A 23880-nucleotide genomic window follows, 5' to 3' on the forward strand; every position below is an offset into this window, starting at 1 on the left:
AGCCCTGTGAGGGGTGGAGTTGACCGGTACTAATAGGCCGAGGGCTTGTCCTCAGTTGCTCGCGTCCACTGTGTTGTTCTGAAACAACGACCCCCACGGCATGGCCTGTCGTGGGTGCGGTTGACAGTTTCATAGTGTTTCGGTGGTCATAGCGTGAGGGAAACGCCCGGTTACATTCCGAACCCGGAAGCTAAGCCTCACAGCGCCGATGGTACTGCAGGGGGGACCCTGTGGGAGAGTAGGACGCCGCCGAACAATCATTCCAAAGAACCCCCGCCGGATCTCCGGCGGGGGTTTTTGCGTTAACGTCTCCCCACCACGTCCGAGTTCGGTGGAGAGGCGCGAACCCTTGCAGAACCTGACCCTTACCTGGCAGTCCGCCGGGGGCGCCGCGGTCGCTCTCTACGGGGGCTCGTACGTGGCGGCCCGGGTACGGAGGTCGGGCGTTTCGGCGGTTCTGCGGGAGGCCGGCACCCTGCTGGCACTGTTCGCGCTCTGGCAGCTGGTCGGGAGCCTCTCGCTGATGAGCACCGAGCACGCCCTGGACCGGGCGCGCTGGATCCACCGGACGGAGCTGGCGGTCGGGCTGCCCGACGAGGCCTCCTGGCAGGCCGCGGTGACGCCGTACCCGGTGGTGGTGAAGCTGGCGAACTACTACTACGCGTCGATGCACTTCACCGTGATGATCGCGGTGCTGGTCTGGGTCTTCCTCAGACACCGGGCGCGCTACGCGTGGGTGCGGACCACGGTGGTGATCACGACGGCGGCCTGTCTGGCCGTCCAGTTCATCCCGGTGGCGCCGCCCCGGATGCTGCCGGAGCGGGGCTTCGTCGACGTCGCGGCGGAGTACGGGCAGTCGGTGTACGGCGGCGCGGTCGGCGGGATGGTCAAGGCCGCGCAGCTGTCGGCGATGCCCTCGGTCCATGTGGCGTGGTGCGTGCTGGTGGCGGTCGCGGTGGTGCGGGTGGCGCGGAGCCCGCTGCGGTGGCTGATGGTGCTGCACCCGGTGCTGACGATCGCGGTCGTGGTGGTGACGGCCAACCACTTCTGGGCGGACGGCCTGGTGGCGGTGGCGATCCTGCTGCTGGCCTACGTGGCCCAGCGCGGCTTCGCACGGTGGCGGGCACGGAGCACGACGGACGTCCGGCCGGAGACCGGACGGGAACGGGTGGGTGCCCGCGGCTGAGCCGAGGGCGGGCCGGGCGGGCCGGGCGGGCGCGGACATGCCGGTGGGCCGGGCCCCGTGGGGGGAGGGTCCGGCCCACCGGCGCACCCGCCGTTACTTGACCGGCAGGGCGTCCCGACCCCACGCGCTGTTGGTCAGCGACGCGGTGGCCCAGTACCAGGCCGCCAGCCCGGAGGCCGCGGCGATCCAGCCGGCCGCCTTGGCGAGGCCGCCGGAGGTGTTGAAGGTGGCGATCGCCGAGAGGAACAGGGAGACCGTCAGCAGGCCGTAGACCACCCGGCTGAACAGGCCCGCGTTCCAACTCGCCGCGGTCAGGGTGAGGGCGAGCAGGGCCCAGAGCAGGAGGAACAGGCCGGCCGCGTTCTTGCCGACGCCGGAGGCCGTGGACCAGGTGGCCCAGAAGGCGCCGAGGCTGGTGAAGGCCGTCCCGGTGAAGCCCTCGCCGGCGCGGAACTGCCAGAGGCCGGCGATGAAGAGGGTGAGACCGCCGACGATGTGGGCGAGATGGGCCGAGTTCCCCGCGGATGTGCCGCTGAACAGGCCGGTCGAGAGGAGACCGTAGGCGAGAAGGGTCAGGCCGAGTGCGAGGTAACCGAGGTTACCCGCGTCGGCACCGGTGGAGCGGGCGGTCAGTGCCCCGGTAGCTTCATTGCTCACCGGAGGCTCCTTTCACTCATGGGCGCGCGCAGGGCGCAGAGAACGCGGTTGAGTGTCCGAGATGAAGGCGCGTGACCGCGCCGGAGGCGCACGGCTGGAGCGTGCGACGGCTGCGGTCGGAAAGTGGGCCAGCGGAAGAACCGCTGGTCAGGTCCCCGCCGGGGGATTCCCCGGGTGAGATCGGTGTACCCAGGGTGAGCGCGCTTGTACCCTTGTGAATCGCATATTTTGTGACCGCCCCCGTGCTGGATCGGTCAGGCGCTGTCAGGCGCGGTCAGGCGGTCCGCTGGGTGGGCACCCGCAGGGTGAGGATGGCCATGTCGTCGGAGGGCGGCTCCGGGGCGAAGCGTTCGACCGCCCGCTGGACGCGCAGCGCGACCGCCCCGGCGGTGAGGCCGGTGCAGCCGGTGAGCACCTCGGCGAGGCCGTCGTCGCCCAGCATCCGCAGGCCCTCGCGGCGTTCGGTGACGCCGTCGGTGACGCAGAGCAGGACTTCACCGGGGTTGAGCACCAGGTGTTCGGCGGTCAGGTCGAGGTCGTCCATGACGCCGAGCAGCGGCTGCGGGGTGGCGGCCCGGTCGACCCGGCCGTCGGTGCGCAGCCGCAGCGGCAGCGGGTGGCCGGCGCAGACCAGGGAGAGTTCGGTGCTGCCGTCCGGACGGGGCGTCAGCTCGCCGTACAGCAGGGTGAGGAAGCGGCTGCGCGAACCCTCGTCCAGGATCGCGGTGTTGAGCCGGCTGAGGACCTGCGGGGCGTCCAGGCCCTCGCGGGCGAGCAGGCGCAGCGAGTGCCGGGCCAGGCCGGTGACCGAGGCGGCCTCCGGACCGGTGCCGCAGACGTCGCCGATGGCGAAGCCGTAGGTGCCCTCGCGGATCGGGAAGAGGTCGTAGAAGTCGCCGCCGACCTCGTTGCCCTCGCCCGCGGCCTGGTAGTAGACGTCGACCTCGACGCCGGGGATGTCGGGCAGGTCCGGCGGCAGCAGGCTGCGCTGCAGGGCCTGGCTGGTGGCGGTGCGCTCGGAGTAGAGGCGCGAGTTGTCGAGGGCGAGGGCGGCCCGGCGGGAGAGGTCCTCGGCGAGTTCGAGGACCTCCTGGCGGAACCGGACGCCGGCCGGGGTGCCGAGCGCGAGCAGGCCGATCACCCGGTTGCGTGCCTTCAGCGGCAGCACGACGGTCTCGCCGAGGAGGCCGTGGAGGCCGGGTTCGTGGGTGAAGCCGTTGCCGTCGGCGGTCTCGGTGGGGCCGGTCCAGAAGCGGGCGCCGTGGGTGGGGCCGGTGTCCGGGGCGGGGGTCTTGTCGAGCAGCGCGCGCAGCGGGTCGATGCGGTCCTCGTCCTCGTGCAGGACGAAGGCGAGCGAGGCGGGGGCGCCGTGGTCGCCGTTGGTGTAGACGGCGCACCAGGAGGCGAGGGTGGGGACGGCCATCTGCGCCATCAGGGCCAGGGTCTGCTCGTGTTCCAGGGTGCCGGCGAGCAGGTCGGAGGCTTCGACGAGGAAGGAGAGCGAGCCGCGGCGCAGCCGTTCGAGTTCGGTGAGCCGGGTGGACTCGACGGCGAGCGCGAGCCGGTCGGCGGCGGACTGCAGGCGCAGCGCGTCCTCGTTGTCGTAGCGGCCGGGGCCGGCGGTGGCGATGCCGAGCGAGCCGATCAGCCGGCCCTCGACCTTGAGCGGGACGGTGAGCAGGGAGCGCAGTCCGCTGTCGTCGAGCACGGGCAGGCCGGCGGGCCGGGTGGCGAGGTCCTCGTGGACGGAGGGCAGGCGGGGCGAGTCGTAGCGGTTGCCGGTGTCGACGGGGAAGCGGGTGTGCGGCCGTGCGGCGGGCAGTCCGGTGGCGGCGCGGACCTCGAACGCGGTCTCGTCCTCGGTGGTGAGCAGCAGGTAGGCGGCGTCGGCGTCGAGCAGGTCGCGGGCGCGTTCGACGGTGTGCTGGAGCAGGGTGTCGAGGTCCTCGCCGCTGCCGAGGCCGGCCAGCAGGTCGAGCCGGGTGGCGGGTTCGGCGCGGTCTCCGGGCAGGGCGCGGGCGGGGGAGCGCAGGACGGCGCGGTCGTCGTCGAGGACCAGCAGGCAGAGCGTGGACGGGGTGCCGTCGGTGTCGCGCAGGCGGACCTGGACGCCGTAGACGTCCACGGTGTCGCCGTCGGCGCGGCGCACGGCGTAGCCGCCCTCCCAGCGGGCGAGCCGCAGGGTGGCGGCGAGGCCGAGGCCGGGGGCGGCGTCGGCGGGTTGCGGCCAGTGGGCGAGGTCGGCCCAGGGGCGGCCGAGCACGGCGTCGGCGGGGTGCTGGAAGAGCGCCTCGGCGTCGGGGTTCCAGGCGAGCACCCGGCCGTCGTCGTCGAGCTGGACGACGGCGACGCGTACCGGGCCGCTGCTGCGGGGCAGTTCGCCGCCGGGGGTGGCGGGCAGCGCGTAGCGGGTGCCGGGGGCGTGCGCGGGCAGGGCGAGCCGGAACCAGACGGTCTTGCGGCCGGAGCCGTACTCGACGCCCCAGCGTTCGGCGAGGGCGGCGCACATCAGCAGGCCGCGGCCGCCCTCGCCGTCGGCGTCGGCGTAGTGGTCGGACGCGGTGGTGGGGGCGTCGGTGAAGCTGGGCAGGCCGCGTTCGGGGTGGTGGTCGGTGACCTCGATCCGGACGGTGCCGTCCTCGCGCAGGCAGCAGACCTCGGCGGCGGTGCCGGCGTGCACGACGGCGTTGGTGACCAGCTCGCTGACCAGGACCACGGCGTCGTCGACGACCTCGGGCAGGCCCCAGCCCAGCAGGGCTTCCCGGACGAAGGAGCGGGCGGCACCGGCCGACCGGTCCACGGGTTCGAAGGTGGCGGCTGCGCGCGCGGTGACCACGTTGCCACGTCTCCTCTGCTCTGGCCCTGACTGCCCGGGTGCGGCGCCGACGCCCGGTGCGCGCCGGCGGGGTGGCGGCGGCGCTGGGGCGGGTCGGTGGCCCGGTGCAGCGCCCCACCCTACTTTCCGCTTGGTTCCCCGTGGGGGCGGGGCGTCGAAACAGGCACCGGAGGGTGATTCTGCCCACCCGTTTCGGACCGGCCCGGTACCAACCGAGCGCAACCGGCCTTGTACCGGGCGCGAGTGCTGCCAGACTGGGGGGTCCGCGATGTCCGGTCGGAGCAGTACGGTCGTTGCGGGTTCCGGTGGGCCCGAGTGGTCACCGGGACGGTAACGCCGGGACGGTGTCCGGCGGCGGGCCCCGGCCGGGGCGCGTCCGCGGGGGCCGGACAGTTCACGATCTGGGAGGGGCCCGTTGAGTTCGGCCACCAAGGACGCAACCGGTACGACGCCGCCCGCTCAGCGTGGTGGACGGCCCGGGGCCGCGCCGCGGAGCGCGGCCGGGCGGCGTGTCAACCACAACCGCGGCGCCGAGCCGGCCGAGCTGCGCAAGCTGCTGGCCGCGCTGACGGCGATGCGGGACGGAAACTTCCGGCGCCGGCTGACGGTGCCCGGGGACGGACCGCTGGCGGAGATCGCCGCGGTGTTCAACGAGGTGGCCGAGCGCAACCAGCACCTGACGGGCGAGCTGGCCCGGGTGCGGCGGGCGGTGGGCCGCGAGGGCCGGCTGAACGAGCGGCTGGAGACCGGCGCCGGCGAGGGCGCCTGGATGGCGGCGGTCGACAACTGCAACGCGCTGATCGACGACCTGGCGCGGCCGATGTCCGAGGTGGGCCGGGTGCTGACCTCGATCGCCGAGGGCGACCTGGACCAGAAGATGGAGTTGCGCTCGCTGCACAGCAACGGGGTGAGCCACCCGCTGCGCGGCGAGTACCTGAAGATCGGCCGCACCGTCAACGGGCTGGTGGACCAGCTGTCGGAGTTCACCGACGAGGTGACCCGGGTGGCCCGGGAGGTCGGTACCGAGGGCAAGCTGGGCGGCCAGGCGAAGGTGCGCAGCGTCTCCGGCAGCTGGAAGGACCTCGCGGACTCGGTCAACACCATGGCCGGCCGGCTGACCGCGCAGGTGCGGAACATCGCGCAGGTGACCACCGCGGTCGCCAAGGGCGACCTGTCCCGCAAGGTGACGGTCGAGGTGGCCGGCGAGATGCTGGAGCTGAAGAACACCGTCAACACGATGGTGGACCAGCTGAACGGCTTCGCGGCGCAGGTGACCCGGGTGGCCAGGGACGTGGGCACCGAGGGCAGGCTGGGCGGCCAGGCGCAGGTGCCGGGCGTCGCCGGGGTCTGGCGGGACCTCACCGACTCGGTGAACTTCATGGCGGACAATCTGACGGGTCAGGTCCGCAGCATCGCGCAGGTGACCACGGCGGTGGCGCGCGGCGACCTCTCGCAGAAGATCGAGGTGGACGCCCGCGGGGAGATCCTGGAGCTGAAGAACACCATCAACACGATGGTCGACCAGCTCTCCGGCTTCGCCGAGCAGGTGACCCGGGTGGCCCGTCAGGTGGGCACCGAGGGGCGCCTCGGCGGTCAGGCGCAGGTGCCCTGGGCGGCCGGCGTCTGGCGGGACCTCACCGACAACGTCAACTTCATGGCGAACAACCTCACCGACCAGGTGCGGAACATCGCGCAGGTGACCACGGCCGTCGCCCGCGGCGACCTCTCGCAGAAGATCCAGGTGGACGCCCGCGGGGAGATCCTGGAGCTGAAGAACACCATCAACACGATGGTCGACCAGCTCTCGGCCTTCGCCGACGAGGTGACCAGGGTGGCCCGGGACGTCGGCACCGAGGGCATCCTCGGCGGCCAGGCGAGCGTGCCGGGGGTGTCCGGCACCTGGAAGGACCTCACCAACAGCGTCAACCTGATGGCCAACAACCTGACCAGCCAGGTCCGCAACATCGCCGAGGTGACCACCGCGGTGGCCCGCGGCGACGTCTCGAAGAAGATCACCGTCGACGCCCGGGGCGAGATCCTGGAGCTGGTCACCACCGTCAACACCATGGTGGACCAGCTCTCGGCGTTCGCCGACGAGGTCACCCGGGTGGCCCGCGAGGTCGGCACCGAGGGGAACCTCGGCGGCCAGGCCCGGGTGCGCGGGGTGTCGGGCATCTGGAAGGACCTGACCGACAACGTCAACTTCATGGCGTCGAACCTCACCAGCCAGGTGCGGAACATCGCCGAGGTGGCGACCGCGGTGGCCTCCGGCGACCTCTCCAAGAAGATCACCATCGAGGCGCAGGGCGAGGTCGCGGCGCTGGCCGGGACCCTCAACACCATGGTCGACCAGCTCTCCGCCTTCGCGGTGGAGGTGACCCGGGTGGCCCGCGAGGTGGGCACCGACGGCATCCTGGGCGGCCAGGCGGGCGTGCCGGGCGTGGCCGGCATCTGGAAGGACCTGACCGACAACGTCAACCTGATGGCCAACAACCTGACCGGTCAGGTGCGGAACATCGCGCTGGTGATCACGGCCGTGGCGCGCGGCGACCTGTCGCAGAAGATCGACGTGGACGCCCGGGGCGAGATCCTGGAGCTCAAGACCAGCATCAACACCATGGTGGACCAGCTCTCGGCGTTCGCCGACGAGGTCACCCGGGTGGCCCGCGAGGTGGGCACCGACGGGCGGCTCGGCGGCCAGGCCCGGGTGCCCGGGGTGGACGGCACGTGGCAGGACCTCACCGAGTCCGTCAACGAGCTGGCGAACAACCTCACCCGGCAGGTGCGCGCGATCGCGCAGGTCGCCACCGCGGTGACCCGGGGCGACCTGTCGCTGCGGATCGACGTGGACGCCGCCGGCGAGCTCGACGAGCTCAAGGACAACATCAACCAGATGATCGCCAACCTGCGCGAGACCACCCGCACCAACCAGGAGCAGGACTGGCTGAAGACCAACCTGGCCCGGATCTCCGGCCTGCTCCAGGGGCGGCGCGACCTCGAGGCGGTGGCCTCGCTGATCATGACCGAGCTCACCCCGGTGGTCTCGGCGCAGCACGGCGCGTTCTTCCTCGCCCAGCCGGCCGGCCGCACCGCCGAGCTGATCACCGAGGACGACGACGAGAACGACACCGTGCTGCGGCTGATCGGCAGCTACGGCTACCAGCGGCGGTCCATGCCGACGACCTTCCGCCCCGGTGAGTCGCTGATCGGCCAGGCGGCGGTGGAGAAGCGGGCGATCATCCTCAAGGAGGCGCCGCCCGGCTACCTGAAGATCGCCTCCGGCCTGGGCGAGGCCTCGCCGGCCCACATCGTGGTGCTGCCGGTGCTGTTCGAGGGCCGACTGCTGGGCGTGATCGAGCTGGCCACCTTCAGCTCGTTCACCACCGTCGCGCTGGACTTCCTCAACCAGATCGCCGACCTCATCGGCGTCACCGTCAACACCATCAGCGTCAACACCAAGACCGAGGGCCTGCTGCTGGAGTCCCAGCGGCTGACCGCGGAACTCTCGATGCGGTCCGCCGAGTTGGAGGCGCGCCAGGAGGAACTGGAGCACACCAACGAGGAGTTGCAGGAGAAGGCCGAGCAACTCGCCCAGCAGAACCGTGACATCGAGATCAAGAACAGCGAGATCGAGGAGGCCCGGCAGGTCCTGGAGGAGCGCGCCGAGCAGCTCGCGCTGGCCTCCCGGTACAAGAGCGAGTTCCTCGCCAACATGTCGCACGAGCTGCGCACCCCGCTGAACTCGCTGCTGATCCTGGCCAAGCTGCTCTCCGACAACAACGAGGGCAACCTCTCGCCCAAGCAGGTCGAGTTCGCCGACACCATCCACGGCGCCGGGTCCGACCTGCTCCAGCTGATCAACGACATCCTCGACCTGTCCAAGGTCGAGGCGGGGAAGATGGACGTCCGGCCGGCCCGGATCGCCCTCGTCCAGCTGGTCGACTACGTGGAGGCGACCTTCCAGCCGGTCGCGCTGGACAAGAACCTGGAGTTCGGCGTCCGGGTCTCGCCGGCCCTGCCGGTCACCCTGCACACCGACGAGCAGCGGCTCCAGCAGGTGCTGCGCAACCTCATCTCCAACGCCGTGAAGTTCACCGACACCGGTGCCGTGGACTTCTCGATCAGTCCGGCCGGCCGGGACGTGCCGCAGCACGTGCGCGAGCAGCTGCTGGAGGCGGGCGCGATCGACGACCCGGAGGACCAGCTGATCGCCTTCACGGTGTCCGACACCGGCATCGGGATCCCGGGCAACAAGCTGCGGGAGATCTTCGAGCCGTTCCGGCAGGCGGACGGCACCACCAGCCGCAAGTACGGCGGCACCGGTCTCGGGCTGTCGATCAGCCGGGAGATCGCCCGGCTGCTCGGCGGTGAGATCCACGCCGAGAGCGAGCTGGGCAAGGGCTCGACCTTCACCCTCTACCTGCCGCTGCGGGCCGAGGCCCCGGACGCCGGCGGCCAGGCGGCGCCGAGCGCGCCCGTGCTGCGCGCCTCGGTCGGGGTGACGCCGGTCGGGACGCCGGTGCCGGTGGGGGAGAGCCCGGCCGACCACTGGGCGCAGGAGGTGCGGGAGCTGGTCGAGGTCCGCCGCCGGGGCGCGGTCGAGCGCCGCCGCGCGGCGGCCCTGGACGCCTCGTCGGCCGACGGCGGCACCGCCCAGGCCCGGCCCGCCGGCCTCCGCGGGGACGCCGGACGGGCGGCGGAGGGCCGGACGGCCGACGGGCGGGCCCCGGAGTCCGCGTCGGGGCTCCGGTCCGCCGGCCGGAGCGACACCCGGTTCGACGGCGAGCAGGTGCTGATCGTCGACGACGACGTGCGCAACGTGTTCGCCCTCACCAGCGTGCTGGAGCAGCACGGCCTGACCGTGCTGTACGCGGAGAACGGCCGCGAGGGCATCGAGATGCTGGAGCAGCACGAGAACGTCGCGCTGGTCCTGATGGACATCATGATGCCGGAGATGGACGGCTACGCGACCACCGAGGCGATCCGCCGGATGCCCCAGTTCGCCGGGCTGCCGATCATCGCGCTGACCGCCAAGGCGATGAAGGGCGACAAGGAGAAGTCCCTGGAGGCCGGTGCCACCGACCACATCACCAAGCCGGTGGAGACCGACCACCTGCTGTCGGTGATGCACGAGTGGCTCACCGTCCGGAAGTCCTGACCGCCGGGCGCCGGGGCCCAGGAGGCCCCGGACACGGCCGAGTTCGGCCTGCTCGAATGGCGGGGGCGTGAATCGCGGAGTACGCTCCGGGGTTCACGCCGGTGGGGTGGGCGGTTTGCTGGCGGCAGGGGTCGGGAACCGGGTAGGGTCACCGATCGTTGCGAACAGTGACCGAGTGACGACTCGCTGGTGAGCGTACGCCGGTGCACTGACCGCGCGCCGCTCCGGATCCGGACGCGACGGGGCGATGTGCCGGGCGAGGGGGTGCGGCTAGCATGACCGGGGTAGTGGTGGGCAGTACGCGGGTGCCTTCCCCAGGTAGGCAGGCGACAGGAGGGCGCGTCGTAATGCAGAAGGCGAAGATCCTCCTGGTCGACGACCGGCCGGAGAACCTCCTGGCGCTGGAGGCGATCCTCTCGGCACTGGACCAGACCCTGGTCCGGGCGGCCTCCGGTGAGGAGGCGCTCAAGGCGCTGCTCACCGACGACTTCGCGGTGATCCTGCTGGACGTCCAGATGCCGGGGATGGACGGTTTCGAGACCGCCGCCCACATCAAGCGGCGCGAGCGCACCCGGGACATCCCGATCATCTTCCTGACCGCGATCAACCACGGCCCGCACCACACCTTCCGCGGCTACGCGGCGGGCGCGGTCGACTACATCTCCAAGCCGTTCGATCCCTGGGTGCTGCGCGCCAAGGTCTCGGTCTTCGTCGACCTCTACATGAAGAACTGCCAGCTGAAGGAGCAGGCCGCGCTGCTGCGGCTGCAGCTGGAGGCGAGCGGTGCCGAGCCGGCCATCGGCGGCGCGCTGCTCGGCGAGCTGTCGGCCCGGCTGGCCGCCGTCGAGGAGCAGGCCGAGTCGCTGGCCAAGCAGCTGGACGGCACCGAGGACGGCGGGGTGGCGGCCACCGCGGCGCACCTGGAGCGCAAGCTGGCCGGCCTGCGGCGCGCGCTGGACGCGCTGCGCCCCGGCACCGACTGAGCCCGCGCCGGGCGCGGTCCGGCGGCCTCCCGTCGGCCGTCGGCACCGGCCGTCGGCGCCGGCCGTTTGCGCTGGCCCGTCCGGGTGAACGCGACCGCGGTGACGGTGTGTCGGCGACACGTCCGGGCACCCGGCCGGACGACATGGGCACAGCTGGTGTGCCCCGGTAGGCTGCTGACCCATGGCCACACGTACGCCCGGAAGCGCGGCACGCAACTCGAGTCCGGGACCGTCCAAGAAGGCCGTGGCGAAGACTCCGGCCAAGCCGCCCGCGAAGAAGGCGGCCGCCAAGAAGGCCGCCCCGGCGAAGCGGACGGCGGCCAGGCCGGCCGCCCCGCCGCCGCCCGCGCCCCGGCCGATACTCTTCCGCGCCGTGCGCGCCCTCTGGCTCGGGACGGCGCACGGCATCGGCGCGGTCCTCCGCGGCTTCGGCGACGGCGCGAAGAACCTCGACCCGGCGCACCGCAAGGACGGCGTCGGCCTGCTGCTGCTCGCACTGGCCCTGGTCACCGCCGCCGGCACCTGGTTCAGCCCGCAGGGCTGGCTGGGCGAGGCGGCCACCAACGTGGTGTCCGGCCTGTTCGGCCGGCTGGACGTGCTGGTGCCCTTCCTGCTGGCCGCGGTGGCCGTCCGGCTGATGCGCCACCCGGAGCTGCCGGAGGCCAACGGGCGGATCATGATCGGCCTGAGCACCCTGCTGGTCGGGGTGCTCGGCCTGGTCCACATCGGCTGCGGCGCGCCCGTGATGGGCAGCGGCGCGACCCGGATAAGGACGGCCGGCGGGATCATCGGCTGGGCCGCGTCCACCCCGATGATGGCCGCCGCCGGGCCGGCCCTCGCGGTGCCGCTGCTCCTGCTGCTCGCCTTCTTCGGCCTGCTGGTCACCACCGCCACCCCGGTCAACCGGATCCCGGAGCGGATGCGCGCGGCCGGCGTCCGGCTGGGCGTGGTCGAGGCCGGCCCGCAGGACGCCGGGCACGGGGGGCGCACGCCGGAGCGTGAGTTCTCCCACGAACCGCCGGAGGACGCCGACCCCGCGGCCCTGCCCTTCACCGTGGAGACCGCCGGCGAGGACCTCTCGGACGAGGTGGCCGCCCGCCGGCGCCGCCGCAAGCGGAAGCCGGAGCCGGCCGAGGCCGCCGCCGCCGAGCCGGACATGTTCGCCAAGGATCCACTGGACCCGTACGCCACCCGGAACATCGCCGCCGGCGCCGCCGCCGACCTGGACGGCGCGCTGGTCTACGGCGTGCCCGCCTCCTCGGCCGTGGCGGACATGATGCACCAGGTGCAGGACCGCACCGCCCCGCCGGAGGAGCACGCCGTCCCGGCCGCCCGCACCGGCGGCGCCGGCCCCGGTACCGCCGAGGAGCACGGCCCGGCGCCGGCCCGGATGGAGCAGCTCCAGCTCGCCGAGGGCCTCAGCTACGCGCTGCCCCCGCTCGACCTGCTGGAGCGCGGCGGCCCGGCCAAGGCCCGCAGCGCCCTCAACGACGAGGTGGTGGCCCAGCTCACCGGGACGTTCAAGGAGTTCAAGGTGGACGCCCGGGTGACCGGCTTCACCCGCGGCCCGACGGTCACCCGCTACGAGGTCGAGCTGGGCCCGGCCGTCAAGGTCGAGCGGATCACCGCGCTCGCCAAGAACATCGCGTACGCGGTGGCCAGCGCGGACGTGCGGATCATCAGCCCGATCCCGGGCAAGTCCGCGGTCGGCGTCGAGATCCCCAACCGGGACCGCGAGATGGTCAACCTCGGCGACCTGCTGCGCTCGCGCACCGCCGCCGAGGACACCCACCCGATGGTCGTCGGCATGGGCAAGGACGTCGAGGGCCACACCGTGATGGCCAACCTCGCCAAGATGCCGCACATCCTGGTGGCCGGCGCGACCGGCGCGGGCAAGTCGTCCTGCATCAACTGCCTGATCACCTCGATCCTCGCCCGGGCCACCCCGGACGAGGTGCGGATGGTGCTGGTCGACCCCAAGCGGGTCGAGCTGACCGCGTACGAGGGCATCCCGCACCTCATCACGCCGATCATCACCAACCCGAAGAAGGCCGCCGAGGCCCTCCAGTGGGTGGTCCGCGAGATGGACATGCGCTACGACGACCTCGCCGCGTTCGGCTTCCGCCACGTGGACGACTTCAACGCGGCGGTCCGGGCCGGCACCGTCACCCCGCCGCTCGGCAGCGAGCGCGAGCTGACGCCGTACCCGTACCTGCTGGTGATCGTCGACGAGCTGGCCGACCTCATGATGGTCGCGCCGCGCGACGTCGAGGACTCGGTGGTCCGGATCACCCAGCTCGCCCGCGCGGCCGGCATCCACCTGGTGCTGGCCACCCAGCGGCCCTCGGTGGACGTGGTCACCGGCCTGATCAAGGCCAATGTGCCGTCCCGGCTGGCCTTCGCCACCTCGGCGATGGCCGACTCCCGGGTCATCCTGGACCAGCCCGGCGCCGAGAAGCTGATCGGCAAGGGCGACGCGCTGTTCCTGCCGATGGGCGCGAGCAAGCCGATCCGCATGCAGGGCGCGTTCGTCACCGAGGCCGAGATCGCCGCGGTGGTGAAGCACTGCAAGGAGCAGCTGTCCGCCAGTTACCGCGAGGACGTGACGGTCGGCGGCGGGCCGAAGAAGGAGATCGACGAGGAGATCGGCGACGACCTGGAGCTGCTGATCCAGGCGGCCGAGCTGGTCGTCTCCACCCAGTTCGGCTCCACCTCGATGCTGCAGCGCAAGCTGCGGGTCGGCTTCGCCAAGGCCGGCCGGCTGATGGACCTGATGGAGTCGCGCGGCATCGTCGGGCCGAGCGAGGGCTCCAAGGCCCGCGACGTCCTGGTGAAGCCGGACGAGCTGGACGGGGTGATCGTCGCCATCCGCGGCTGAGCGGGCACCCGGGGGCAGGCGGGGCCACCCGGGGGCACCCGGGCGCACTGACGGGTGTTCACCCGTTCGGACGGGGGTAGGCGGCCGGTGCGGAACCGATCGGATGCGCACGGCGTCCCACCGGCGACGGCCGATGCGCCGCCCTGGTACGGCGGCCCCGGAGACGGCGGCCCCCGCGGTGACGGGCGGTCAGTGCACGCCCGGCCCCGAGCCGGGGCGGGCGAGCGCATTCGGGCCTGTTCCGCTTGAGAAACGATCCGCCCACGCCCCTAGACTGTTCCCCAGCAGGTGGCCAACCGCTCGAAAGGCGTGCACCGTGACCATCGGCAAGTCCCCCGACCGCGAGAACGCCGCGTCGTCCGCCGTGCCCTCCGGGGCCGCGGAACAGCCGGCCGATGCCCCGAGCATCGGCCGGGTGCTCTCCGCCGCCCGGATCGACGCCGGGTTCACGGTGGATCAGGTGAGCAGTGCCACCCGGGTGCGGGTGCCGATCGTGCACGCCATCGAGGAGGACGACTTCGGCCGGTGCGGCGGCGACTTCTACGCCCGCGGCCACATCCGCGCGATCGCCCAACTGGTCGGCGTCGACGGCGAGGCCCTGGTGGCCCGCTACGACGCCGCGCACGGCGGCTCCCCGGCCTCCCGGCGGCCCACCGAGCTGATCGAGAGCGGCCCGATCAAGGTCCCCGGCCGGGGCCGGCCGAACTGGACGGCGGCGATGGTCGCCGCGATCGTCGCGGTCGTCGGGCTGATCGGCTTCAACCTGGTGAGCGGCAAGAGCGGCACCGGCACCACCGGCTCCGCCAGCGCCCCGCTGCCCTCCGGCTCCGGCACCGGCTCGGTCGCCACGGTGGCCCCGGCGCCCACCCCGGCCGTGCAGCCGCCCGCGCCGGTGCCCAGCGCCGCCGCGATCGCCGCCGCCCCGGCCGACAAGGTCACCGTGAAGCTGGTCGCCGAGAAGGACACCAGCTGGGTCTCGGCGGTCGACGGCACCGGGAAGTCGCTGTTCCAGAACAACATCGAGGAAGGTCACGACCAGACCTTCACCGACCCCAAGCAGATCAAGCTGGTGATCGGCAACGCGGGCGCCGTGCACGTGTACGTCAACGGCAAGGACCTGGGCCCGGCGGGCAAGAACGGCCAGGTGGTGCACGTCACGTACACCCCCGGCGACCCGCAGGCGGGCTGATCGGGAGGGGCGTCGGACCGGCCGGGGACCCGGCCGGACGAGCCGCGCGGCCTCCGGGGCGAACGGCTCCGGCGACCGCGCGTTAATCTTGGCCCTATGCCTGATCGCCGTACTGTCGCCCTTGTCACGCTCGGATGCGCCCGCAACGAGGTGGATTCCGAGGAACTCGCCGGGCGACTGGAGGCCGACGGCTGGTTGCTCGTTGACGACGCCGCCGAAGCCGACGTCGCCGTCGTCAACACCTGTGGCTTCGTCGAGGCCGCCAAGAAGGACTCCGTCGACGCCCTCCTGGAGGCCAACGACCTCAAGGGTCACGGCCGCACCCAGGCGGTCGTCGCGGTCGGCTGTATGGCCGAGCGCTACGGCAAGGAGCTGGCCGACGCGCTGCCCGAGGCCGACGGTGTGCTCGGCTTCGACGACTACTCGGACATCTCCGACCGCCTGCAGACCATCCTCTCCGGCGGCCACCACGCCCCGCACCTCCCGCGCGACCGCCGCAAGCTGCTTCCGCTGAGCCCCGTCGAACGCCAGGCCGCCGCCACCGAGGTGGCCCTGCCGGGCCACGGCGCCCCCGAGGACCTGCCGGAGGGCGTCGCGCCCGCCTCCGGGCCGCGCACCCTGCGCAAGCGCCTGGACGACAGCCCCGTCGCCTCCGTCAAGCTCGCCTCCGGCTGCGACCGGCGCTGCTCGTTCTGCGCCATCCCGGCCTTCCGCGGCTCGTTCATCTCCCGCCGCCCCTCCGACGTCCTGCACGAGGCCCAGTGGCTGGCCGGGGAGGGCGTCCGCGAGGTCGTCCTGGTCAGCGAGAACAACACCTCGTACGGCAAGGACCTCGGCGACATCCGGCTGCTGGAGACCCTGCTCACCGAGGTCGCCGCCGTCGAGGGCATCGAGCGGGTCCGGGTCTCCTACCTGCAGCCCGCCGAGATGCGTCCCGGGCTGATCGACGCGATGACCGGCACCACGGACGTGGTGCCCTACTTCGACCTGTCGTTCCAGCACTCCGCGCCGGCCGTGCTGCGCCGGATGCGCCGGTTCGGCTCCACCGACCAGTTCCTGGAGCTGCTCGGCACCATCCGCGGCAAGGCTCCGCAGGCCGGCGCCCGGTCCAACTTCATCGTGGGCTTCCCCGGGGAGACCGAGGAGGACTTCGCCGAGCTGGAGCGGTTCGTCACGCACGCCGGGCTGGACGCGATCGGCGTCTTCGGCTACTCCGACGAGGACGGCACCGAGGCGGCCACGTACGAGGACAAGCTGCCGGAGGAGGTCGTCGCCGACCGGCTGGCCCGGCTCAGCCGGCTCGCCGAGGAGATGACCGCCCAGCGGGCCGAGGAGCGGATCGGCACCGAGATCGAGGTGCTGGTCGAGTTCGTCGACGGCGACCTGGTCGAGGGCCGCGCCGCCCACCAGGCCCCCGAGACGGACGGCGCCACCACGCTGCTCGGCCTGGAGGACCCCGAGGTCGGGCAGTTCTACCGGGCCAAGGTGGTCGCCAGTGAGGGCGTCGACCTGGTCGCCGAGGTGCTGGAGCAGGTGCGGGTCCGCCGGGCACCGGGAGCCGGGGCATGACCCAGGGGCCCGGCGCCCCGACCGCGGCCCACCCGGGCAGACCGGCGGCCGCGGTGCCTCCGGCGCCCGGGATCTGGAACATCGCGAACGTGCTGACCATGGCCCGGCTGCTGCTGGTCCCGGTCTTCGTGACCCTGCTGTTCGCCGAGGGCGGCCACGACCCCAAGTGGCGCTCGGTGGCCTGGGCCTCCTTCGCCATCGCGATGATCACCGACCTGTTCGACGGCGAGCTCGCCCGGCGCAAGGGCCTGGTCACCGACTTCGGCAAGATCGCCGACCCGATCGCCGACAAGGCGATCATGGGCGCCGCGCTGATCGGGCTCTCGGTGCTGGGGGACCTGCCGTGGTGGATCACCGTGGTGGTCCTGGCCCGTGAGCTCGGCATCACGCTGATGCGCTTCTGGGTGATCCGCTTCGGCGTGATCCCGGCCAGCCGGGGCGGCAAGCTCAAGACGCTCACCCAGGGCATCGCGGTCGGCATGTACGTCCTGGAGCTGACCGGCTGGCTGGCCACCGCCCGGGCCGTGCTGATGGGGGTCGCGGTGCTGCTGACGGTGGGCACCGCGCTGGACTACGTGGGGCAGGCGTTGCGCCTGCGGCGGGAGGGTCTGGCCGCGCGGCGCACGGCCGGGTGAACGCGGCGCACGGCCGGGTGAAGTCGGGCCGAAGCGGTCCCCCGACGGCCCTCCGGGCCCACAATGGCGGGTACTCCGGGGCGGGCCCGGGGGAACGCGAGGGAGGGACGTCGGGATGAGCGGTAGAGCCGGGACGGTGCGGGCCGCGGGCGGGCCGGGCGACGGGGTGCGGGACGGGGTGCGGGACGAGGTGGAGTGCGGGCCGGGGAACGGGCCCGCAGGCCTGGGAGCGGTCGACTTCGGGCTGGCCGAGCGGGCGCACGCCGCGCTGCGGGCGGAGGGCGGCACGGTGGCCGTCGCGGAGTCGCTGACCGGCGGGCTGCTGGCGGCGGCCCTGGTGGACGTCCCCGGGGCGTCCTCGACCTTCCGGGGATCGGTGACCGCGTACGCGACCGAGCTGAAGGCCTCGGTGCTCGGCGTCGACGAGGGCCTGCTGGAGGTCCACGGCCCGGTTCACCCGGTGGTGGCCCGGCAGATGGCCGAGGGCGTGCGGAAGCTGCTCGGTGCCACCTACGGGGTCGCGACGACCGGTGTGGCCGGCCCCGAGCCGCAGGACGGGCAGCCGGTCGGCACGGTACACCTCGCGGTGGCGGGCCCGGGGGGAAGTCTGGTCAGTTCGCCACGGTTGTCGGGGGAGCGTGCCACAATCCGTCACGGGGCGGTGACAGCCGCTCTGGAGCTGCTCGTCGGGCGGCTTCCGTCCGGTACGCCCACGCACTGAGCCGTCGTCCGCACCGCCTCACCGTTCGTTCCGCTGTTCGTCCCACCTCCGCCTCCGGTGCCCGCCGGAGCCCGCTCGCCGGATCTCCACCGAACCGAGATCTGCCGAACTGGCGTGCGGGCATCGCACGGCTGCAGGATCGTGTTATATCGGGGGTCCTGGTTGGGCAGAAACCAGGTGGCGAACGAGTGGCGCGGCGGTGACCGGGTGCCGCCCGGAGGGTACGACGGGGTGCCCGCCGACCCGGGTGCGACACCGAAACAGGGGAGGGGACAGCCTTGCAGCCCAGAGTGAACACGACCAGGGTCCCCGCACGCGAAGCGGGCAAGGCGGTACGGTGGGGGCGTGACATCTCGATCCGCAGTCCGAGGAGGGAGGCACCGATGATCCTGCTCCGTCGCCTACTGGGCGATGTACTGCGTCGGCAGCGCCAGCGCCAGGGCCGCACACTCCGCGAGGTGTCGGCGGCCGCCAGGGTTTCGCTCGGGTACCTCTCCGAGGTCGAGCGGGGACAGAAGGAGGCCTCCTCGGAGCTGCTCTCCGCCATCTGCGACGCACTCGACGTCCGGATGTCCGAGGTCATGCGCGAGGTCAGCGACGAACTGTCGCTCGCCGAACTTGCGGCAATGGCCACCCTCTCCGAAGGTGAACTGCTGAGGCCGGTGCTCGAACCGGTACCGCTGCCGGCCCCCGGTACCGACCGGGCGAACATGTCGCCCAAGGCCGCCGCGATGGACGTGGTCGCCGCCTGACCTGGCCTCGGAACGGGTTGCATCCAGCCCGGGTTGAGCGAAGGAGGCGGTCGTGCGGAGTGCGGCGGCGATGCGTGCCGGGGCTCGAATACGGCTCCGGTGGGTGCGGTCCCGGCGGCGTCCGGTGGTCCTGGCCCTCCTGACGGTCCTGGCCGTCGGGTTCGGCTGGTGGCTGTCGACCGGCGCCGGGCGGTTGCCCGACGGCGCGATGCTGGGCCTGCTGGCGGCCGGCGGCTGGGGCCTCGGGTTGATCCCGGTCCATGCCGACCGGTGGTCCACCGGCCCGTCGCGACGCCGGACGGGTGAGCCCGACCCACGGGCGGAGGCCGAGCCTCCGACCGGGTGACAGAACGCGGACGAGGGCCGCGGGACCTCAGGGTCCCGCGGCCCTCGTCGTGCGTCCGGCGGCGTCCGGCGGGCGGCGGGTACCCGGTTCGGGCTGTTTTTCGGTCTCTTCCAGGACCCTTTCCGGCCCTTCGTTGTTCCGCCTAGACCGGCCGGCGGTTCAGGGCCGCAGCCGTAGACCGCGCGGGGTGGCGTGGAAACCCGATTCCTCCAGCGCGGCGCCGAGCACCGAGCCGAGGGCCGGCGCGCCGTTGGCCCGCTCGACGGTGACGGTGCCGAGCGCCCCGGCCCGGGCCGCCCCGGCCAGCGCGGCCACCGCCGCGGCGAGCGTCGCCCCGTCCTCCGGCCAGGCCAGCAGGGACTTGCCGCCGCGCTCGACGTACAGGCACAGCTCGCCGTCGACCAGGACGACCAGGGCGCCGGCCTTGCGCCCGGGCCGGTGCGCCTTGCCCGCCGTCTCGGCGGCCCCGGCGGGCGGCTCGGGCCAGGGCAGCGCGGCGCCGTAGGCGTTGGCCGGATCGGCGGCGGCCAGCACCAGGGCCTGCGGCGGTTCGGCCGACGGGGCGGCCGGCCACTCCACGCCCCGGGCCCGCTCCAGCCGGCCGTTGACCGAGCGCAGCCGGTCGGCGGCGCCCTCCATGGCGAACTGGGCGCCGCCCAGGCCCTCGACGAAGTACCCCCGGCGGGCCCGGCCGCGCTCCTCCATGGCGGCGAGCACCCGGTAGACCCCGGCGAAGCCGCCCGGCACCCGCTCGGCCGCGACGGTGCCGCGGGTGAGCAGGCCGTGCCGGTCCAGCAGGCTCTGGGCCTGGGCGGTGGCCCGGACGGTCGGGTCGGCGGCGAACGGGGGCAGCAGCGACCAGCGCCCGCCGACCGTCGGCGGGCCGCTGCGCAGGGCCCCGCCGAGCCGGCCGTGGGCGCGCCCGGCGCCGCCGTAGCGGCCGCGCGGGGTGGCCCGGGGCGCGCGGTGCGCGGTGGAGCCGGCCGTCCGTCCGGAGCCGAGCAGGGCGCGCAGCGGAGCCAGGGTGTCGTTGCTGACGAAGCCGGCCCAGACGAGGTCCCACAGGGCCTCGACGATCTCCGGCTCGGGCGTCTCCGGGAGGTGGGCGACCAACTGGCGGAAGAACAGGCCGTAGCCGCCGCTCAGCGCCTCCAGCAGCGCGGTGTGCACCGGGGTGACGGTGGGCGGGACGGGCTCGGGGCGCAGCAGGTGGGCGTTCTCGGCCAGGTGCAGGCTGATCCAGCCGTCGTTGCCGGGCAGGGCGCCGGCGCCGGCCCAGCCGATCTCGCCGGCCGCCGTCAGCTCGTCCAGCAGTCCGGGGGAGTAGTCGCTCAGCCGGGCCGGGAGGATCAGCTTCTCCAGGGCGGAGGCGGGCAGGGCGGAGCCCTGGAGCTGTTCGACCACCCGGAGCAGGCCGTCCGGGCCGCGCAGCCGGTGGCCGGAGAGGTGCTGCCACTGGGGCAGGAAGGCGGCCAGGGCGCGTGGCGGGACGGGCTCGACCTCCTGGCGCAGGGCGGCCAGTGAGCGGCGGCGCAGTCGGCGCAGCACCTCGGCGTCGCACCACTCGACGGTGGCGGTGTGGTTGTCCACCGGCCGGAACTCGCCCTGGACCAGGCGGCCGCCGGCGGTGAGCCGGTGCAGGGTGCCGGTGACCACGGCGGTGCCGAGGCCGTAGCGGGCGGCGGCCTCGGCGGCGGTGAACGGGCCGTGGGTGCGGGCGTGCCGGGCGAGGAGGTCGCCGAGCGGGTCCTTGACCGGTTCGGTGAAGGCCTCGGGCACGCCGACCGGGAGCGGGGTGCCGAGGGCGTCGCGCAGCCGGCCGGCGTCCTCGACGGCGGACCAGCGCCGCTCGCCGGCGATCCGGACCTGGATCACCCGGCGGGCGGCCTCCAGTTCGAGCGCCCAGAGCGGTTCGGCGCCGCGGGCGGTCAGCTCGGCCTCGCTGAGCGGGCCGAGCAGGCGCAGCGCGTCGGCGACCCCCTCGGCGTCCTTGATCCGGCGCTCGGGGGTGAGCCGCTGGAGCTCGGCCTCCAGCTCGGCGAGCACCTCCGGGTCGAGCAGTTCGCGCAGCTCGGCCTGGCCGAGAAGTTCGGACAGCAGCCGGGAGTCGAGCGAGAGGGCGGCGGCCCGGCGCTCGGCGAGCGGGGAGTCGCCCTCGTAGAGGAACTGGGCGACGTAGCCGAAGAGCAGCGAGCGGGCGAACGGGGAGGGCTCGGGGGTGGTGACCTCGACCAGGCGGACGGCGCGGGATTCGAGGTCCCCCATCAGCTCGACCAGGCCTGGGACGTCGAAGACGTCCTGGAGGCACTCCCGGACGGCCTCCAGCACGATCGGGAAGGAGCCGTACTCGGCGGCGACCTCCAGCAGCTGGGCGGCGCGCCGGCGCTGCTGCCAGAGCGGGGTGCGCTTGCCGGGGCTGCGGCGGGGGAGCAGCAGGGCGCGGCCGGCGCACTCGCGGAAGCGGGAGGCGAACAGGGCGGAGCCGCCGACCTGGTCGGTGACCAGCTGTTCGATCTCCTGCGGGTCGAAGAGGGCGGCGTCGGCGCCGACCGGCGCGTCGTCGGTGACGGCCTTCGCGGTGGGGGCGGCGAAGTCGAAGCCGGGGTCGAGCAGGTCGGCGTCGGGCAGTCGGAGCACGATGCCGTCGTCGGCGTGCATGACCTGCGGGTCGAGGCCGTGCTTCTCGCGCAGCCGGGCGGCCAGGGCGAGCGCCCAGGGGGCGTGCACCTGAGCGCCGAAGGGCGAGTGCACGACGATCCGCCAGTCGCCGAGTTCGTCGCGGAAGCGCTCGACCACGATGGTGCGGTCGTCGGGGAGGTGGCCGCAGGCGGCGCGCTGCTCGGCGAGGTAGTCGAGCAGGTTCCCGGCGGCCCAGTCGTCGAGTCCGGCCCGCTTGAGCCGGGCGGTGGCGGCTTCCGGGTCGAGGGCGCCGAGCTCGCGGGTGAAGGCGCCGAGGGCACGGCCGAGTTCGAGCGGACGGCCGAGGGTGTCGCCCTTCCAGAACGGCAGCCGGCCGGGGATGCCGGGGGCGGGGGTGACCAGCACCTTGTCGTGGGTGATCTCCTCGATCCGCCAGGAGGAGGTGCCGAGGGTGAAGACGTCGCCGACCCGGGACTCGTAGACCATCTCCTCGTCCAGCTCGCCCACCCGTCGCCCGCCGCCACCCTTCTTGGGAAGCGCTGCGCGCTGCCCCTCTTGATGCCCGCCGCCCTCTTTCGGGTCCGTACCGGCGATGAAGACGCCGAACAGGCCGCGGTCGGGGATGGTGCCGCCGGAGGTGACGGCGAGCCGCTGGGCGCCGGGGCGGCCGGTGACGGTGCCGGCCACCCGGTCCCAGACCAGGCGGGGGCGCAGCTCGGCGAAGGCGTCGGAGGGGTAGCGGCCGGCCAGCATGTCGAGCACCGCGTCGAAGGCGGACTGCGGCAGGGTGGCGAACGGCGCGGCCCGGCGGACGACGGTGAGCAGCTCGTCGACCTGCCAGGTGTCCATCCCGGTCATCGCGACCAGTTGCTGGGCGAGGACGTCCAGCGGGTTGCGCGGGACGCGCAGCGCCTCGATCCGGCCGGCCCGCATCCGCTCGGTGACCACGGCGGACTGGACGAGGTCGCCCCGGTACTTGGGGAAGACGACGCCGGTGGAGACGGCGCCGACCTGGTGGCCGGCCCGGCCGACCCGCTGCAGGCCGGAGGCCACCGAGGGCGGGGACTCGACCTGGACCACCAGCTCGACGGCGCCCATGTCGATGCCCAGCTCCAGGCTGGAGGTGGCGACCACGGCGGGCAGCCGCCCGGCCTTGAGCTCCTCCTCGACGAGGGCGCGCTGCTCCTTGGAGACCGAGCCGTGGTGGGCGCGGGCGATCACCGGCGGGGCGCCGCGGGCGGCGCCGGAGCCGCCCATCAGCTGGGCGGGGGCGTGCGCCTCCGGCAGCGGGGCGTGGCCGGAGCGTTCCAGGGCGATCTCGTTCAGCCGGTTGCAGAGCCGCTCGGCGAGGCGGCGGGAGTTGGCGAAGACGATGGTCGAGCGGTGGGCCTGGACGAGGTCGACGATCCGCTCCTCGACGTGCGGCCAGATGGAGGCCTGGCGCTGCGGGTCGCTGCCCGCGGCGCCGCCGACGGCGGGGGCGGCGGGCAGGTCGTCGAGGTTCGGGACGGGGACGACCACGGAGAGGTCGAACTCCTTGGCGGCGGGCGGCTGGACCACCTCGGCGCCGCGCCCGGGGCTGAGGAAGCGGGCCACCTCCTCGACCGGGCGGACGGTGGCGGACAGGCCGATCCGGCGGGCCGGGCGGTCGAGCAGCTCGTCCAGCCGCTCCAGGGAGAGCGCCAGATGGGCGCCGCGCTTGGTGCCGGCGACGGCGTGCACCTCGTCCAGGATCACCGTGTCGATGCCGCGCAGCGCCTCCCGGGAGGCGGAGGTGAGCAGCAGGAAGAGCGACTCGGGGGTGGTGATGAGGATGTCCGGCGGGTGGGTGGCGAAGCGCCGGCGGTCGGCGGCCGGGGTGTCGCCGGAGCGGATGCCGACCTGGACGTCCGGTTCGGGCAGGCCGAGCCGGACGGAGGCCTGGCGCAGGCCGGCCAGCGGGGCGCGGAGGTTGCGCTCGACGTCGACCGCGAGGGCCTTGAGCGGGGAGATGTAGAGGACCCGGCAGCGGCGCCTGGGCTCGGCGGGGGGCGGCGTGCTGCTGAGCCGGTCCAGCGCGGACAGGAAGGCCGCGAGGGTCTTGCCGGAGCCGGTGGGGGCGACCACGAGGACGTCGGTGTCCCGGGCGATGGCGCGCCAGGCCTCGGCCTGGGCGGTGGTGGGCGCGGCGAAGGCCCCCGTGAACCAGGCCCGGGTGGCGGGGGCGAAGCCGGCCAGCGGGTCGGCCGGGGTCGGGGTCGGGTGCTCGGTCGCCATGCCCCCATGGTGCCCGGTGGCACTGACAACGGGGGCCGGGCCCCGTCGGGTCGCTGGCCGTTCGGGGCAACCGG

General features: G+C 73.6%; 13 protein-coding genes and 1 rRNA gene. 11 read left to right on the forward strand and 3 right to left on the reverse strand.

The window, feature by feature from the left end:
• The first annotated feature begins 138 nt into the window (after positions 1-138).
• Positions 139-255, forward strand: a 5S ribosomal RNA gene (rrf, locus tag ACFP3U_RS21500).
• Positions 256-349: 94 nt separating this feature from the next.
• Positions 350-1186, forward strand: a complete 837-nt coding sequence (locus tag ACFP3U_RS21505; RefSeq protein WP_380227208.1) for a phosphatase PAP2 family protein — start codon at positions 350-352, stop codon at positions 1184-1186.
• A 93-nt stretch (positions 1187-1279) separates the two neighbouring features.
• Here ACFP3U_RS21505 and ACFP3U_RS21510 read toward each other — a convergent pair whose 3' ends face one another.
• Positions 1280-1843 carry an acetate uptake transporter gene (locus tag ACFP3U_RS21510; RefSeq protein ID WP_380227209.1) on the reverse strand — a complete coding sequence of 188 codons (564 nt, stop codon included), beginning with the start codon at positions 1841-1843 and terminating at the stop codon, positions 1280-1282.
• A gap of 274 nt (positions 1844-2117) precedes the next feature.
• Complete coding sequence (locus tag ACFP3U_RS21515; protein ID WP_380227210.1) at positions 2118-4679, reverse strand: SpoIIE family protein phosphatase; 2562 nt, start codon at positions 4677-4679, stop codon at positions 2118-2120.
• A gap of 574 nt (positions 4680-5253) precedes the next feature.
• On the opposite strand from ACFP3U_RS21515, the gene ACFP3U_RS21520 reads away from it, so the two are divergent.
• From ACFP3U_RS21520 to ACFP3U_RS21560, 9 genes are all read left to right on the forward strand, one after another.
• Positions 5254-9837 (forward strand): HAMP domain-containing protein, encoded by a 4584-nt coding sequence (locus tag ACFP3U_RS21520; RefSeq protein ID WP_380227277.1) that lies wholly within the window; start codon positions 5254-5256, stop codon positions 9835-9837.
• A gap of 347 nt (positions 9838-10184) precedes the next feature.
• On the forward strand, positions 10185-10820 hold the full coding sequence (locus tag ACFP3U_RS21525; RefSeq protein WP_380227211.1) for a response regulator: 636 nt from the start codon (positions 10185-10187) through the stop codon (positions 10818-10820).
• A 181-nt stretch (positions 10821-11001) separates the two neighbouring features.
• Entirely contained in the window at positions 11002-13698 is a 2697-nt protein-coding gene (locus tag ACFP3U_RS21530) for a DNA translocase FtsK (protein WP_380227212.1), read from the forward strand.
• A gap of 316 nt (positions 13699-14014) precedes the next feature.
• The gene (locus ACFP3U_RS21535; RefSeq protein ID WP_380227213.1) at positions 14015-14887 is read left to right on the forward strand and encodes a helix-turn-helix domain-containing protein; all 873 of its coding nucleotides are present in this window, start codon (positions 14015-14017) and stop codon (positions 14885-14887) included.
• 96 nt (positions 14888-14983) lie between these two features.
• Positions 14984-16456, forward strand: a complete 1473-nt coding sequence (gene rimO / locus ACFP3U_RS21540; protein ID WP_380227214.1) for a 30S ribosomal protein S12 methylthiotransferase RimO — start codon at positions 14984-14986, stop codon at positions 16454-16456.
• On the forward strand, positions 16453-17091 hold the full coding sequence (pgsA, locus tag ACFP3U_RS21545; protein ID WP_380227215.1) for a CDP-diacylglycerol--glycerol-3-phosphate 3-phosphatidyltransferase: 639 nt from the start codon (positions 16453-16455) through the stop codon (positions 17089-17091). The genes rimO and pgsA overlap by 4 nt, the downstream gene beginning before the upstream one ends.
• A gap of 115 nt (positions 17092-17206) precedes the next feature.
• Entirely contained in the window at positions 17207-17812 is a 606-nt protein-coding gene (locus ACFP3U_RS21550; protein ID WP_380227216.1) for a CinA family protein, read from the forward strand.
• A gap of 383 nt (positions 17813-18195) precedes the next feature.
• A complete protein-coding gene (locus tag ACFP3U_RS21555) occupies positions 18196-18564 on the forward strand; it encodes a helix-turn-helix domain-containing protein (RefSeq protein ID WP_350551437.1) in 369 nt (122 codons plus the stop codon).
• Positions 18565-18688: 124 nt separating this feature from the next.
• A complete protein-coding gene (locus ACFP3U_RS21560; protein WP_380227217.1) occupies positions 18689-18910 on the forward strand; it encodes a hypothetical protein in 222 nt (73 codons plus the stop codon).
• 159 nt (positions 18911-19069) lie between these two features.
• Here the strand turns inward: ACFP3U_RS21560 and ACFP3U_RS21565 are convergent, their stop codons facing one another.
• The gene (locus tag ACFP3U_RS21565) at positions 19070-23806 is read right to left on the reverse strand and encodes an ATP-dependent helicase (RefSeq protein ID WP_380227219.1); all 4737 of its coding nucleotides are present in this window, start codon (positions 23804-23806) and stop codon (positions 19070-19072) included.
• Between the last annotated feature and the right edge of the window lie 74 nt (positions 23807-23880).

The organism is Kitasatospora misakiensis (genome assembly GCF_042656005.1).
Lineage (GTDB): Bacteria > Actinomycetota > Actinomycetes > Streptomycetales > Streptomycetaceae > Kitasatospora > Kitasatospora misakiensis.

Excerpts from the sequence above, each read along its gene's own strand:
- ACFP3U_RS21520 (WP_380227277.1), top strand. The coding sequence starts at position 5,254 with ATGCGGGACGGAAACTTCCGGCGCCGGCTGACGGTGCCCGGGGACGGA.
- ACFP3U_RS21525 (WP_380227211.1), top strand. The coding sequence starts at position 10,185 with ATGCAGAAGGCGAAGATCCTCCTGGTCGACGACCGGCCGGAGAACCTC.
- ACFP3U_RS21530 (WP_380227212.1), top strand. The coding sequence starts at position 11,002 with ATGGCCACACGTACGCCCGGAAGCGCGGCACGCAACTCGAGTCCGGGA.
- rimO (WP_380227214.1), top strand. The coding sequence starts at position 14,984 with ATGCCTGATCGCCGTACTGTCGCCCTTGTCACGCTCGGATGCGCCCGC.
- pgsA (WP_380227215.1), top strand. The coding sequence starts at position 16,453 with ATGACCCAGGGGCCCGGCGCCCCGACCGCGGCCCACCCGGGCAGACCG.
- ACFP3U_RS21550 (WP_380227216.1), top strand. The coding sequence starts at position 17,207 with ATGAGCGGTAGAGCCGGGACGGTGCGGGCCGCGGGCGGGCCGGGCGAC.
- ACFP3U_RS21555 (WP_350551437.1), top strand. The coding sequence starts at position 18,196 with ATGATCCTGCTCCGTCGCCTACTGGGCGATGTACTGCGTCGGCAGCGC.
- ACFP3U_RS21565 (WP_380227219.1), bottom strand. The coding sequence starts at position 23,806 with ATGGCGACCGAGCACCCGACCCCGACCCCGGCCGACCCGCTGGCCGGC.